At 73.0% G+C, this 13,453-nt stretch carries 9 protein-coding genes; 5 read left to right on the forward strand and 4 right to left on the reverse strand.

Features of this window, described 5'->3' with window-relative positions; all coding sequences use genetic code 11:
• Positions 1-125 precede the first annotated feature (125 nt).
• A complete protein-coding gene (locus tag NQZ70_RS49775) occupies positions 126-461 on the forward strand; it encodes a hypothetical protein (RefSeq protein ID WP_129580489.1) in 336 nt (111 codons plus the stop codon).
• 108 nt (positions 462-569) lie between these two features.
• On the forward strand, positions 570-1,595 hold the full coding sequence (locus tag NQZ70_RS49780) for an aminoglycoside phosphotransferase family protein (RefSeq protein ID WP_129580490.1): 1,026 nt from the start codon (positions 570-572) through the stop codon (positions 1,593-1,595).
• 224 nt (positions 1,596-1,819) lie between these two features.
• On the opposite strand, the gene NQZ70_RS49785 is transcribed toward NQZ70_RS49780, so the two are convergent.
• Positions 1,820-3,184 carry a hypothetical protein gene (locus NQZ70_RS49785; RefSeq protein ID WP_129580491.1) on the reverse strand — a complete coding sequence of 455 codons (1,365 nt, stop codon included), beginning with the start codon at positions 3,182-3,184 and terminating at the stop codon, positions 1,820-1,822.
• Between the two features lie 270 nt (positions 3,185-3,454).
• Entirely contained in the window at positions 3,455-4,900 is a 1,446-nt protein-coding gene (locus NQZ70_RS49790) for a hypothetical protein (protein WP_207217680.1), read from the reverse strand.
• A 738-nt stretch (positions 4,901-5,638) separates the two neighbouring features.
• Between NQZ70_RS49790 and NQZ70_RS49795 the strand changes: the two genes are divergently transcribed.
• On the forward strand, positions 5,639-6,433 hold the full coding sequence (locus tag NQZ70_RS49795) for an ABC transporter ATP-binding protein (protein ID WP_129580492.1): 795 nt from the start codon (positions 5,639-5,641) through the stop codon (positions 6,431-6,433).
• Positions 6,434-6,682: 249 nt separating this feature from the next.
• Here NQZ70_RS49795 and NQZ70_RS49800 read toward each other — a convergent pair whose 3' ends face one another.
• Together NQZ70_RS49800 and purN are read right to left on the reverse strand one after the other, a co-directional pair.
• Complete coding sequence (locus NQZ70_RS49800; protein WP_129580493.1) at positions 6,683-8,311, reverse strand: NAD(P)-binding protein; 1,629 nt, start codon at positions 8,309-8,311, stop codon at positions 6,683-6,685.
• Positions 8,308-9,003 (reverse strand): phosphoribosylglycinamide formyltransferase, encoded by a 696-nt coding sequence (purN, locus tag NQZ70_RS49805; RefSeq protein ID WP_129580494.1) that lies wholly within the window; start codon positions 9,001-9,003, stop codon positions 8,308-8,310. Before purN ends, NQZ70_RS49800 begins: the two co-directional genes overlap by 4 nt.
• Positions 9,004-9,288: 285 nt before the next feature.
• Here purN and NQZ70_RS49810 point away from each other — a divergent pair, with 285 nt between their 5' ends.
• Both NQZ70_RS49810 and NQZ70_RS49815 read left to right on the forward strand, forming a co-directional pair.
• Positions 9,289-9,834: a Uma2 family endonuclease gene (locus tag NQZ70_RS49810; protein WP_129582045.1), complete on the forward strand. Its 546-nt coding sequence runs from the start codon at positions 9,289-9,291 to the stop codon at positions 9,832-9,834.
• Between the two features lie 89 nt (positions 9,835-9,923).
• Positions 9,924-13,439 (forward strand): serine/threonine-protein kinase, encoded by a 3,516-nt coding sequence (locus tag NQZ70_RS49815; protein WP_129580495.1) that lies wholly within the window; start codon positions 9,924-9,926, stop codon positions 13,437-13,439.
• The last annotated feature ends 14 nt before the right edge of the window (positions 13,440-13,453 follow it).

Genomic DNA, 13,453 nt, shown 5'->3' on the forward strand with positions numbered 1-13,453 from the left:
CGGCGCCGCGAGGGTCGATGTCGCCATAACGAATGGCTGGGGGCGAGCGCTGTATCGGCCGCTGCGCGGGGCGGCGGAGCGCAGAAACTTGCGGCCGCCCTGCGCCCATGCGACCCACTGCGATCATGAAGCTGGCTGGAACCGCTCGCGCGCTGGCGGCGCTCGCCGTCCTCGTCATGATTGGCTCGTTCGGCTGCGACACGGTGGCCACGCTCGTCGCGCCCGCAGTCCCGGTGGTCATCGAGAAGGCGACCGCGCCCGGAGACCCGGCCGCGCCCGAGGATCCGGCCGCGCCCGAGCCGCCCGAGAGCCGGAGATGCTGCTTCCGGAGCGGCGAGAGCGTCGCGAAGGTGTGCGAGAGCAAGGAGCGTTGTTGTACGGGCAGGTACGACCGCAGCGCGTGCGAGGATTCGGGCGGCCTCTGGTTCCAGAGCGCCGACGGCTGCGCCGGCGCCTGCTGAGGCGCGCGGGCGGCCCAGGCCGCCGCGCCCGGAAATGAGCGGCCGCGCCGGGAGGCGATCGCGCCAGGAAGGCTGGCGCCCGCACGGCCTGCCGGCGTACGAAGGGGCGTGCGCGAGCTCGACCCCGACGCCCTGCACCGGCTCGTCCAGCGGGTCACGGGCCATGCTCCGTCGTCGCTCTCGCCCCTGCGCGGCGGCGTGTCGTGCCGGCGCTACCTGCGCGTCGTGACGCCGGCCGGCACGGCGGTCGCGATGTTCTCGCCGAGCGCGGACGGCGACGGCGTCGCGGCCGGCGCGGCTCCCCCGCGGTGGCCGTTCCTGGAGGTGCACGCGCTGCTGCGCGAGCGCGGCGTCCGGGTCCCGGCGCTGCTCGCGGAGGACTGCGAGCACGGCCTGCTCCTCCTGGAGGACCTCGGGGACCGGACGCTCGCGGCCTTCGTCGAGCGCGAGCCCGCGCGTCGCGCCGAGGTCTACGCGCTGGCCGTGCGCGATCTGGCGCGGGCGCAGCGGGCGCTCGCGGCGCTGCCGCGCGGCTCGATCGTCGACGCCTGCGCGCTCGACGCGACCCTGCTGCGCTGGGAGCTCGACCATTTCCGCGCGTGGGCGCTCGACGCGCGCGGCCTCCGGCTCGGCGACGCCGCGCGTGCCGAGTTCGACGCGCTGGCGGAACGGCTCGCCCGGCGCATCGCCGCGTGGCCGCGCGGCTTCGTCCACCGCGACTTCCAGAGCCGCAACCTCATGGTCGTGGACGCGCCTGGCGGGGGCCTCGAGCTCGCGTGGCTCGACTTCCAGGACGCCCTCCTCGGCCCGCGCGTCTACGACCTGGTGACGCTCCTCAACGACAGCTTCCAGGACCTCGATCGACCGTTCGTCGAGGCCCGCCTCGACGACTACGCGGCCGCCGCCTCGCTCGATCGGGCGGCGCGCGAGGCGCTCGGCCGGGAGTTCGATCTGGTCACGGTCCAGCGCAAGCTCAAGGACGCCGGCCGCTTCGTCTTCCTCGACCGCATCGGCGCGGATCCGGGCTACCTGCGCTACGTCGAGCCCGCGCTGGCGAGGGCGCGCGCCGCGCTCTCGAGGCTCGGCGACGACGGGGACATGCGTGCGCTCTCGCGGATCGTCGCGTTGGCGTGAGGGAGAATTCAACGCAAAGGCGCAAAGACGCAAAAAGACAAGAGAAAAAAGGATGTTGCTGTCGAGCGTCTCGATGGGGCGAACGCTTCAATCTCTTCTTCTCTTGCGCCTTTGCGCCTTTGCGCCTTTGCGCCTTTGCGCCTTTGCGCCTTTGCGCCTTTGCGTTAAATTCTCTCCCTCCCCGCGTCGGCCGGCTGGCCCGCGCCCCTCCGGAACCGTCCGGCTCAGAGGTCCGACGCCTCGAGGAAGCGCTGGAGGAACGTGACGGCGCTCGTCCCGCCGGCCTCCGGAACGCCGCCGAACATCGCGAACTGGTGCCATACCCAGTCCGCGTTCAGATAGACGTCCTTCTCGTCGTCGTCGAGCGAGGAGCACACGTGATCCCAGCGCGGGTTGACCCCGGGGAGATAGCCGCTCTTGTCGGGCGGCAGGCACGAGACGCGGGCCCCGTCCGCGCTGCCCGCGAGCCTCCGCTGGATCGCCGCGTTCGCGTCGAGCTGGTGCCCGCCGGTCATCCGCAACCGGCGCGAGGCGTCGCCGCTGTACCAGCGGAGGATCGTGGCCTCGCTCTTGGCGATGCCGCGGGCGTCGAAGGCGAAGACCTCGCTCACCCGTCGCACGTTGGCGGCCAGCGCCTGCCACAGCGGCAGCCCGCCCGCGCTGAAGCCCGCGAGCCCGAGCTTCCCGAGCCGCGCCCCGCCCGGCCCGAGCGCGATCTTGCGCGCGCCCCCGAGGAAGCGGAGCGCCGCCTCGGCCAGGCCAGGCAGGCCCGCGGTCGTCGCGGCGCCGAAGCCCGTGCCGCTCGGCCACGGGTGCAGCATGACCACCGCCCTGCCGCTCGCGGCGAGCGCCTCCTCGAAGCCGCAGCGGAGATACACCCAGCGGGAATCGTCGCGCGGATCGCGCTCGAACACGTCGCGCGCCCAGTACGAGGCGCTCGGATCCGGGTCGGGGCTGAGCAGGTACCGATTCAGACCGAACATCTCGTGGCGCTGGTCGACCCGGGTATACGCGTACCCTTCCGGCCGGTAGAACACGAGGGCCGAGACCCCGGCGTCCGGCGGCGCCTTGCAGGCCTCGGGGATGCTCGCGAACCAGATCTTCGGCTCCCCCGCGGTGGCGCCGAGGGCCACGAGCTCCGTGCCGGGCCGGTGCTCGCGCTGGTACTCGTCCGAGTACTGCGCATAGGCCATCCAGAACGGGGTGATGTCGACGAAATCGGTCCTGATCTGCGCGAGCGCGAGGCCCGGCGTCGACGTCACGTCGATGAGCGGGTGCGCCTGCCCGAGCGCCGGGTCCGGGGCGGGGCCGAGCGCCGTCCCGCCGCCGGCGACGTCGAAGGCCTGCTCGACCGACAGGACCTCCTCCTGGAGGGCCGGGACGTCCTCGAAGGCGCCGAAGGCCGCGGAGAATCGCGCCGTGAGCGCGACGCGCGCCGCGCCCGCGGGGATGTCGAATTCGCGCAGGCCCGGGCCGGCGCGGGCGAGCGGCAGCGGCGCGCCGTCGGCCGTCGCCTGCACCTCGGCGAGCGCGTCCGGCAAGAGCGGGCTGCCCGCGTTGCGCCAGGTGACCCGGAGCTTCAGCGGCACGCGGCGCTCCGGACCGGACGGCGCGCGCGCGGCGCGGCGGCGCCGGTGGTGCGGCTCGGGCCGTCGCCGGCGGGGAGGCAGCGCTGCGGGGCGGGGGGCACGGTGCGCCCAGGATACCAGAAGGCGGGGGGCGCGGGAGAGCGGGAGAAGAGGGGAGTCCGGAGGGGCCTCTGACTCCCCGTGTCGCTCAGCCGTTCTGCGGGCTGGCGCGCCGCGCGGCCGTGAGGCGATGCTCGCCTCCGCGGCCGCGCGGCGCCCTCGGTCCGTCCGTCAGCGGTTCGCGCAGTATCCGAAGCTGGTGTTCGAGCCGGGCCCGAGCTTGGCGTTCCACGTTCCAGAGAACACGAAGTTGGTGCTCGTCGCCTCGGCCTTGACGTTCCAGCTGTTGTAGATGGTGCCCTCCTTGGGCACATAGAGCGTCCACGTGACCTCGCGGTTCTCCTTGTTCGTCAGCTTGACGTCCTTGCAGTACCCGCTGGACCACGACGTGGAAGTGGTGATGCTGACGTCGATATTGCCGCCCTCCACGCGAACGCCGGTCCCGGTGGTACCGCCGCCGGAGCCGCCGGAGCCGCCGGAGCCGCCGGAGCCGCCGGAGCCGCCGGAGCCGCCGGAGCCGCCGCTGCCGCTGCCGCTGCCGCTGCCGCTGCTGGAACTGCTGCTGCTGGAACTGCTGCTGCTGGAGCTGCTGCTGCTGGAGCTGCTGCTGCTGCTGGAGCTGCTGCTGCCGCCCTTCACCCGGGCGATGAAGCTGTCGTAGGCGCCGACGTCGCCCGTCTGCGACAAGATGAGGATCGCGACCCCCATGTCGACGGCCTTGGCGACGTTGGTCTCGTTGAGCCAGGTGGAGTCGACGTTGATCGGTCCGCCGCCGAACGTGTACGCGTCGACGATGACGAGCGGCAGGCTGAGCTCGCTGGTGATCTGCCGGTAGGTGTAGTTGTCGATCTTGCCTTCCGTGAACGGGAACGGCTTGCCCGTGAGGCCGACGTACTTGACCACGCTGCGGTCCCAGCCCTGGTAGAAGTGGGCGGCGGACTGCGCCCAGGCCGTCTTCTCCTTGCTGAACCACGGGCTGAAGTCGATGACCGCCTTGCACGACGGGCAGCCATCCTTGATGGCGCGGAGGATACCATTCATGATCTGGTCGGACTCATCCTTCGTGAGGGCGTCCGGGCCCTGCGCCTTCTCCGAGAACTGGAAGTAGTCGGGCTCGAGGTGGATCAGCGCCTCGCGCCCCCCGACGGCCCCGGCGATCCCCTGCGCCGCGGTCTTGTAGGCGGACGCGATGGCGGCGGCGTTCGTGCGGACCCACTGCGCGCCATCCGTGCACAGCTTCTCCGAGGGGTTCCCGTCGCAGTCGTGATCGGAACCGAGCGCCTTCTTCGTCATCGACGTGCCGATGTAGCCAAAGAAGTAGGGGGTCTTACCCCTGCTGACGATGTCCGCGGCCTTGGTCCGGTGTGTGCTCGTGAACCCGGTGTTGAGGAGCCAGTCGCCGATGACGACCGTGTCCACGTTCCTCGGCCCCGTTGCCGCGGTCCCGGTCCCCGAGGCGGGCGGTGCATACGTCTGGTTCCACTGGGGAGCGACGCCGAAGCGCATCTGCGATGCCGCTGCGGCCGCTGCCGCCTCATCTGCGAAAATCTCGTTCTCTTCCGAGCCGCTGGAGCCGTCGTCCGCGACGACGACGCACCCGCCGAGAACGGCGAGCATGCACGACACCGCCCCAGCACCGAAAAGCGAACCCTTGATCTTCGTCATTGTGTCAATCTCCAAGTGGCCGAGCGGCTCGGCGCCGCGTCGGATTTTTCTCACTCCCGAGCGCCAGCATCGGCTTGGCGCGGAGCACTTGTTGAAGTGTGCCAGGGTGACTGCAACGACCGGGCCATCGATCTCTCGAGATCAGCAAACGCCAATTCATAGGCAGATTTTCGACGGTGCCTGTCCGCGAGAGATGGTGAGTGATCGAGCGAGTGGATCGCCGATCCGGGGCACGGACGATCCACCGCGAAACCCCTGATTCGATTGGGAAAATCACGGGAAAGGCGCGGGAAAACAGGGGAAAATTCGCGCAAACACAGGAGAATGCGGCCGTGGCAAAGGGCCACATCAGGGGATCACGACTCGCGTGCTCGGCGCGGCTCGCGCCCGCGAACGTTCGCTGCCTCACCGGGAGGAAGCGCCATCTCGCGCGCCGGTAACAGAAGATTTCACGAAAGAGGCCTTGGAGACGCAGCCTGGCAGTAATATTCGAGCTGGCGACGCTCGGTTTCGCCAGGTCACATCGCGCATGTCTGACATGTAACGACATGTAAGAGACATGTGAGATCCGTCTGGCGAGCGTCAAAAGCGCTTGAATCGCGAGGTGCCGCTGGATAGAATGTGCGTCTTTTATCCAGCTCGGTACTCCGGTAGTCTGCGGCGCATGAACGCGAACCGTGGAGTGGACCGATGAGCACGCCCGCGCTCATCGAGATCGAGGACGCCGAGGTGTACCGCGGCGATACGTGCGTCTTCGAGGGGCTGTCGCTGCGCATCGAGCAGGGGGAGAGCACCGCGATCCTCGGGCCCAACGGGGCCGGGAAGTCGACGCTGCTCAAGCTGCTCTCGAGGGAGATCTATCCGGTCCACCGCGAGGGCTCGGGCGTGCGGATCCTCGGGCGGGAAAGGTGGGAGGTCTTCGCGCTCCGGCGGAGGCTGGGGCTCGTGTCGTACGAGCTGCAGATGGCCTATCCGCGGGAGGTGCGGGGGCTCGACGTGGTGCTCTCCGGCTTCTTCGCGAGCGCGGGGCTGCACGAGCACCAGCCGCCGACCGGCGCGCAGCGCGGGCGGGCCGAGGAGGTGCTCCGCGAGCTCGGCGTGGCGCACCTCGGGGGCAAGCCGATCGCGGAGATGTCCGCCGGCGAGCAGCGGCGCTGCCTGCTCGGGCGCGCGCTCGTGCACGACCCGGAGGCGCTCGTGCTCGACGAGCCGACCACCAGCCTCGACCTGAAGGCCGCGTTCGAGCTCGTCGACCTGTTCAGGCGCCTCGTGCGGAACGGGAAGACGCTGATCCTTGTGACGCACCACGTGCAGGAGATCCCGCCCGAGATCGAGCGGGTCGTCCTGCTGAGAAAAGGCCGCATCTTCGCCGACGGCCCGAAGCGCGAGGTGCTGACCGACGAGAACCTGTCGCGCCTCTTCGACGTGCCGCTCTCCGTGGTCGAGCGCGACGGCTTCTACCAGGTCTTCCCCCGCTCCCCGTGATCCACGGCGCTCTCGTGGCGCGCGTTCGCCGGAGAGGACCGATCCCAAATCATCTTCATAGAAAGCGGTAGGCCCCCAGAGAGGGTGTCCTCGGCGCGGGGTGGGGGATGGGCCGATGTCTGAGCCTGAAACATGAGTCATCCGGCTTGCCGGATGGCTCATGTTTCAGGCGAGTTCGGCGGGGCCCCCACCCCGCGCCGAGGACACCCTCTCTGGGGGCCGGGCATTTCATCGAAGCCCCCCTTCGGGCTACCCGATCTCCACCTTGCTCCACATGTCCCGCCGCATCCGCTCCTTCCGCCGGTCGGTCCGGGTCACGAGCCTCGCCGCGCCCCACGCGGCGAGCAGCTGGCCCTCCTGGCCGAGGCCGGGCAGCACGCTCCGGCCGACGAGCAGCGTCCGCTCGATCGGACCGCGGATCGGCTCGCCCGCGAGCCCGAGGTAGCCGGGCGGGTCGACCTCGAGCTGGCGCACCATCGGCTCCGCGCCCGGAGCCGCGCCCTTCAGGGCGGCGCGCTCGATCAGGCGGCGGCGCTGGCCGTCGTAGAGCCACACGGGCAGGCCGTCGTGCACCGAGTCGACCAGCACGAGGTGACGCTCGAGGAAGGGGAGCTCGGCCGTGAGCGCGTCGAGCACCGCCTGGCGCGCCTCGAGCAGCGACAGCGGGCTCCGGTCGGGGAGCAGGATCTCCGCCACGAGCAGCGTGTCGGTCGACGGCGGCGGGAGATCGCAGCGCTGGAGGTGGATCACGGGGCGCCCCGGCCCGGACGGCCGCGTGGCGCGCGGCGAGCTCGGCCGCCCGCCGGAGGCGTCGCCCGGCGCGCGCGGCGGCGGAGGGACGAGCGAGCGGCCGGCGGGCACGGACGGGAAGGGGAGCAGGAGCGACTCGGGGCCGAGCGGCTCGGGCAGGCCCTCGCGGCGCACGATGAGCGACACGACGAAGCGGCCGACCGAGGAGGTGATGCGCGGCCACTCGCGCAGGGCGCGCTTGTGGATGCCCTCGCCGCCCGAGAGGCTCGCGAGCGTCTCGCCATCCATGTCGGTGATGACGAAGCTGCTGCCGTTCGGGTGGTCGTCGCCGTCGAGGACGACCCCCGCGGCGGTGCCGCGGCGGACGTGGACCGACGCGGCGCGCTCGTCGAGGAGGCAGCGGCCGCCGTGGGCGAGGATGCGCTCGACGAGGAACTCCTCGAGCTCCTCCTCGCCGCGCGGGAGCATCATCAGCCCGCGCGTCCACGCCCCGTGCAGGCGCGCCACCGCGAAGGGGGGCGGGAGCGCCGAGAGATCCGTGGCGAAGAGGACGGACTGCGTGACGATCGAGCGGAACAGGTGGCCGCGCGGGAACTCGACGAGCAGGTCGGCGTCGGGCTCGGCGCGCGCGTACGGGAGCATGGCGGCGTAGCGCGCGGTCTCGCGCCGCTCCCAGAACGTGCCCGGCGGCCAGAGGGCGTCGTGCGAGAACGCGTCGTCGGCGGCGCCGTTCACGTGGGCGAGCTCGGCGTAGAGCTCGTCGACGACGCGCCGGAGCTCGGGGAACTCGCGGTCGATCTCGCGGCCGAAGAGGACCATGTCGGGCGGCACGTCGAGGCGCCGGCGCGGCGCGACGACCTGCAGCATGGGCATGGCCGGGACGATGCGGCGCTTCCAGGTCTGCGACTGGGCGAGCTCGACGAGGAAGCGGCGCCACGCGGGCGAGGGCTCGGCGAGCATGGTGAAGGCGCGCCGGCGCAGGACGTGCTGGTCGAGGCGGTAGGTGGGCGGGCGCTCGCCGTGCCCGACGACCATGACGGTGAAGTCGCGCCGCGCGAGGAGCGCCGCGGCGGTGAGCGCGCCGATGGAGCGGCCGAGGACGATGACGTCGTAGTGCTTGTGGATCACGCCCCTTCCCCGACCTGTTCGGGCGCGCGGCCGCCCTCGGCGAGCCCGAGCGCGGTGTCGACGCCGGCGATCGTCGCGCGCGCGCGCCCGCCCGGCGCGGCGGGCGGCGCGACCCGGAGGCGCCCCTCGGCGATCCACGCGAGGGCGCGGACGAGCAGGGCGTGCTCCTGGACGAGGATGCGCGCGGCGAGGGTGTCGCGGTCGTCCCCGTCGAGGACGGGGACGGCGGCCTGCGCGAGGATGGGCCCGGTGTCGGTGCCGGTGTCCACGAGGTGGACGGTGCAGCCGGTGATGCGCACGCCGTGATCGAGCGCCTGCTGCTGGGCGTCCACGCCGGGGAAAGAGGGCAGGAGCGAGGGGTGGATGTTGACGACCCGGTGCGGGAAGGCGTCGAGGAAGGTCGGCGTGAGCAGGCGCATGAAGCCGGCGAGGACGACCCAGGCCGCGCCCGCCTCGCGGAGGGCGGCGACGACCGCGGCGTCGAAGCTGTCGCGATCGGCGAACCCCTGGTGCGGGATGACGCGCGTCGGGATGCCGGCGCGCTCGGCGCGCGCGAGGCCCGCGGCGCCGGGCCGGTTCGAGAGGACGAGCCGCACGCGGGCGTCGAGGCGGCCGGCGGCGATGGCGTCGAGGATCGCCTGGAGGTTCGAGCCGCGGCCGGAGATGAGGACGCCGAGATCGAGGGGGGGCATGGGGGGGCAGATACTACGGCGGGGGCGGGCGCGGGAGAGATCCGGGGCGGCCGGGGCCGCGCGGCCGGCCGGCTCCGGAGCGGAGGCCCCGCCCCGGGGCGAGGGCGCGCTGCCCTTCGCGCGGGCGGCGCAAGAGCGCCGCGGCTCGCCCGGAGCGTCGCTTGCGGCCTCGCCGCGGTCGCCTATCCTCAGCCCATGGTCGCCGTCGCTCCGCTGTCCGAGCCCTTGGCACCCCTGTCCGAGCCCTTGGCACCCCCGTCCGGCCAGGGCGAGCAGCGCTTCGTGATGTCCAACGTCTCCTGGGACGAGTACGTCGCGCTGCGCAAGCTGCTCGACGATCACCCGGGGCTGCGGATGACCTACTGCGAAGGGGTGCTCGAGCTCATGAGCCCGTCGGCGGACCACGAGGATGTCAAGACGCGCATCGGGCGCCTCGTCGAGCTGTGGGCGCTCGCGCGCCGGGCTCGGCTCTACGGCTACGGCTCGACCACGTACCGCCGCAAGGCGAGGCAGCGCGGCCTGGAGCCCGACGAGTGTTACTGCGTTGGCAAGGTGAACAAGAAGCGGCCCGACATCGCGATCGAGGTGTTCATCACGAGCGGCGGCATCGACAAGCTCGACGTTTACCGGGGGCTCGGGGTGCCCGAGGTGTGGATCTGGAAGGACGGACGCATCTCCGTCCACCGGCTGGGGGAGGGCGGGTACGAGCCGATCGAGCGGAGCGGGATGCTCCCAGAGCTCGATCTGGACGAGCTCGCGGAATGCGCGCGGATCCCCGATCAAGCCGATGCGGTCGACGCCTACTGGGCGCGGCTGAATCGCGGGGGATGAGCCGCGAACGCCGCCCCGCCGGGGGTCGGTCCCCGCGGGTCGGCCACCTACCAATGCCGCGCCGCTCGGGTTAGGGTGGCGCCGCCACGATGTCGGAACGCCCGCCCGAGACGACCCTGACCCCCGAAGAGGCCGCGAAGCAGCGGGCGGTGTCCTACCTCGGGCGGGTCATCTCGAAGCGCTACCGCATCGACGAGGTCATCGCGATGGGCGGCATGGGCGCGGTCTACCGCGGCGAGCACGTGCACATGCACAAGCGCGTCGCGATAAAGATCCTGCACCCGGACACCGAGCGGCTCCCCGAGCTCGTGCAGCGCTTCGAGCGCGAGGCGATCGCCGGCGCCCACATCCAGCACCGGAACGTCGCGACCGCGACCGATTTCGGCGAGGCGGAGGACGGCTCGTTCTTCCTGGTCCTGGAGTACGTCCGCGGCACGACGCTCCACGAGATCATCCGGCGGGGGCCGATGCCCGCGGCGCGCGCCGCCGTGATCGCCCGGCAGCTCGCGGCCGCCCTCGGGGCGACCCACGCGATGAGCATCGTCCACCGCGACGTGAAGCCGCGCAACGTGATGGTCGTCGAGCCGCAGGGCGACCTCGTGAAGCTCATCGACTTCGGCCTCGCGAAGGTGAGCGTCGATCAGCTGCGCCGCTCCGTCGCGTCGCCGGAGTCGACGCGGATGGAGGGGGAGCCGCTCCCGGTCCGGCTCACCACGGCCGGGGTGATCTTCGGGACGATCGCCTACCTCGCCCCCGAGTCGGCGCTCGGGATGGATTTCGTCGACGAGCGCGCGGACCTCTACGCCCTCGGCCTGATCTTCTACGAGATGCTGGCCGGCAAGCACCCGTTCCTGGCCAAGGATCCGGTCGAGCTCTTCAACCAGCAGCGCAGCGCGCCCGTCCCGGCGATCGCCGAGCACGCGCCCGGCGTCGCGGTCCCACCGGCCATCGAGGCGGTCGTGCGGCGGCTCCTCGAGAAGCAGCCGCGCGCCCGCTTCGAGAGCGCGGCGGAGCTGATCGCGGCGCTCGACGCGGCGTGCGCGGCGTCGGGGATCGTGATGGACGAGCCCAGGGCGGAGATGGGGTCGAGGGCCGAGATGACGTCGGTGCCCGCGATCGGCGAGGCGGCGCGGGTGCCGAGCAACCGGCCGCCAAGCGCGGCGATCGGCGAGGCGGCGCGGGTGCCGAGCAACCGTCCGCCGCCGCTGCCCAGCGCCGCGCCGCCGCGCGAGCCGAGCAACCGTCCGCCGCCGCTGCCCAGCGCCGCGCCGCCGCGCGAGCCGAGCAACCGTCCGCCGCCGCTGCCCAGCGCCGCGCCGCCGCGCGAGCCGGAGACGGACTCAGGCGGCTCTTCGGCGATCGTCCTCGGGGATTCGTGCCTGGTCTCGCTGACGGATGTCGTGGACGAGCTGGAGCCGGCCGCGCAGCGGGCAGCCGGCGAGCCGGCCGGCGGCGGCGCGAGCGCGCCGGAGCCGGCGCGCGCGGGCGAGGAGAGGACGGCGGAGGCGGCGGCGCCGGTGGAGCCGGCGGAGGGCGAGGACGAGGAGGACGCCGCCAGCTACTCGCGGCCGACGCCCGTGCGCAACACGCCGACCCTCGTCGCCGAGCTGACGCGCGACTCGCGCCCGACCGCGGTGGGCGGCGCGGCGTTCATGGCCCAGGTCGCCTTCTCGCGGCAGGAGAGCGCCGGCGATGCTGCTGCCGAGGTCGAGGCGGCGCCGCTGTCGAGCGACTCGCGCCCGACCGCGGTGGGCGGCGCTGCGTTCATGGCGCAGGTCGCCTTCTCGCGGGAGGAAGCCGCGCGCGATGCTGCTTCCGGGGCGGGTGCGCCTTCGCCGCGATCGGGGGAGCAGACCGCGTCGCAGGAGCCGGCGCCGCTGGGCTCGACGCCTCCGCCGGAAGAGGCACCGTCTCTCGCGGCAGCGGAGCCGGTACGGCCGCTGGAAGAGCCGGTGCCCGAAGAGCGGGAGGGATCGGCCTCCACGCGGCCACCGATGGGGGCGACGTCGCCCGAGCCGTCGGAGCGTGGCCGGTCGGCGCCCTCGCCGGAGAAGCCGTCGCAGCCGGGCACGGCGGAGCTGACAGCGCCCGCGGGGGAGCGGACGTCGTCGAAGCCGCCATCGTCGCCCGCAGCAGGGCCGGCGTCATCGAAGCCGCCGCCGGCGTCCGCAGGGGAGCGAGCATCGTCGAAGCCGCCGTCGGCGTCCGCAGGGGAGCGGGCATCGTCGAAGCCGCCGTCGTCGCCCGCAGCAGAGCCGGCGTCATCGAAGCCGCCGTCGTCGCCCGCGGCGGAGGGGGCGCCGTCGAAGCCGCCGTCATCGCCGGCAGCGGAGGCTGCGCCGTCGAAGCCGCCGTCATCGCCGGCGGCGGAGGTTGCGCCGTCGAAGCCGCCGTCATCGCCGGCGGCGGAGGCTGCGCCGTCGAAGCCGCCGTCATCGCCGGCGGCGGAGGCTGCGCCGTCGAAGCCGCCGTCATCGCCGGCGGCGGAGGCTGCGCCGTCGAAGCCGCCGGAGAAGGCGCCGCCTCCCGCCGCAACATCGGCGTCGCCGCCGCCCGACGAGCCGCCTGCGAAGGAGGAGGACGCGCCCGCATCGGAGCCGACCTCCGAACGAATGAGCGGCTCGCGGCCTGCCTTCACCCCCACGCTGCTGCGGGAGCTGGAGGCCGCCGAGGCGGAGCGCATCGCCCGGGAGCGCGAGGAAGAAGCCAAGCGCAAGCTCGCCGAGGAGGCCGAGCGCGCCGCCAAGGAGCGCGAGGAAAAAGCCAGGCGCAAGCGCGCAGCCCGGGAGGCCCGCGCGTCGCGACGGCGCGACGAAGGCGCCGGCGGCCGCCTGGGCAGGCTCGCCCCGTACCTCGGCGGCGCCCTCATCGCTGTCGGCGCCATCGCTGCGCTCGCCAGCAGCGGGCGCGCCCCGCCCGAGCCGGAGCCCCAGCTCGGCCAGGCGGCGCCGGCCGCCAGCGCGCTCGCCACGAGCGAGCCCGACGCGGCCGCCGCCCCGGAGGTCTCCGGGCCCACCGCCGCGGCGCCCGAGGACGCTGCTCCGGCGACGCCCGCAGCGCCCGAGGCGCCTGTCGAGCCACCGCCCGACGAGGCGACCCGGAAGGCGCTCACCGACGCCGCCCGGGCGCGCCGGTGGGTGAAGGCCGCCGAGGCGCTCAACCTGCTCGCGGAGCGCGATCCGACCGCGCTCCGCGAGCGCCCGATCGCGATCGCGGCGCGCAACCTCGCCATCGCCATCTCGAAGACGGGCGAGGCGCTCGCCGACCAGGTCTTCGACGCGCTCGCGCGCCGGTTCGGGACCGCCGGCCTCGACGTGCTCTACGAGATCGTCGAGACCCGTGGCCGCTCCACCCCGGCCACCCGCGCGGCGAAGCTGCTTCGCGATCCGGAGGTCGCGGCCCGCGGGACGCCGGCCGTCCGGATCTCCTTCGAGCTGCGCGACGCCACCTGCGGCGAGAAGATGCCGTTCCTCGACCGCGCCGTCTCCGAGGGCGACCAGCGCACCCTGGTCGTGCTCGAGACGGCGGTGAGGCCCTGTTACACGAAGAACCGCACCATCGACGAGGCGATCAAGAAGCTGAGGGCGCGGCTCGAAGGCGGGTGAGCTCGCGCCTGCGC

Origin of the sequence: Sorangium sp. So ce836 (assembly GCF_028553905.1) — a bacterium.
Taxonomy (GTDB): domain Bacteria; phylum Myxococcota_A; class Polyangia; order Polyangiales; family Polyangiaceae; genus Sorangium; species Sorangium cellulosum_D.

Bases quoted from the DNA above. Each gene is read 5' to 3' on its own strand.
- NQZ70_RS49775 (WP_129580489.1), top strand. From the start codon at position 126: ATGAAGCTGGCTGGAACCGCTCGCGCGCTGGCGGCGCTCGCCGTCCTC.
- NQZ70_RS49790 (WP_207217680.1), bottom strand. From the start codon at position 4,900: ATGCTCGCCGTTCTCGGCGGGTGCGTCGTCGTCGCGGACGACGGCTCC.
- NQZ70_RS49795 (WP_129580492.1), top strand. From the start codon at position 5,639: ATGAGCACGCCCGCGCTCATCGAGATCGAGGACGCCGAGGTGTACCGC.
- purN (WP_129580494.1), bottom strand. From the start codon at position 9,003: ATGCCCCCCCTCGATCTCGGCGTCCTCATCTCCGGCCGCGGCTCGAAC.
- NQZ70_RS49810 (WP_129582045.1), top strand. From the start codon at position 9,289: ATGTCCAACGTCTCCTGGGACGAGTACGTCGCGCTGCGCAAGCTGCTC.
- NQZ70_RS49815 (WP_129580495.1), top strand. From the start codon at position 9,924: ATGTCGGAACGCCCGCCCGAGACGACCCTGACCCCCGAAGAGGCCGCG.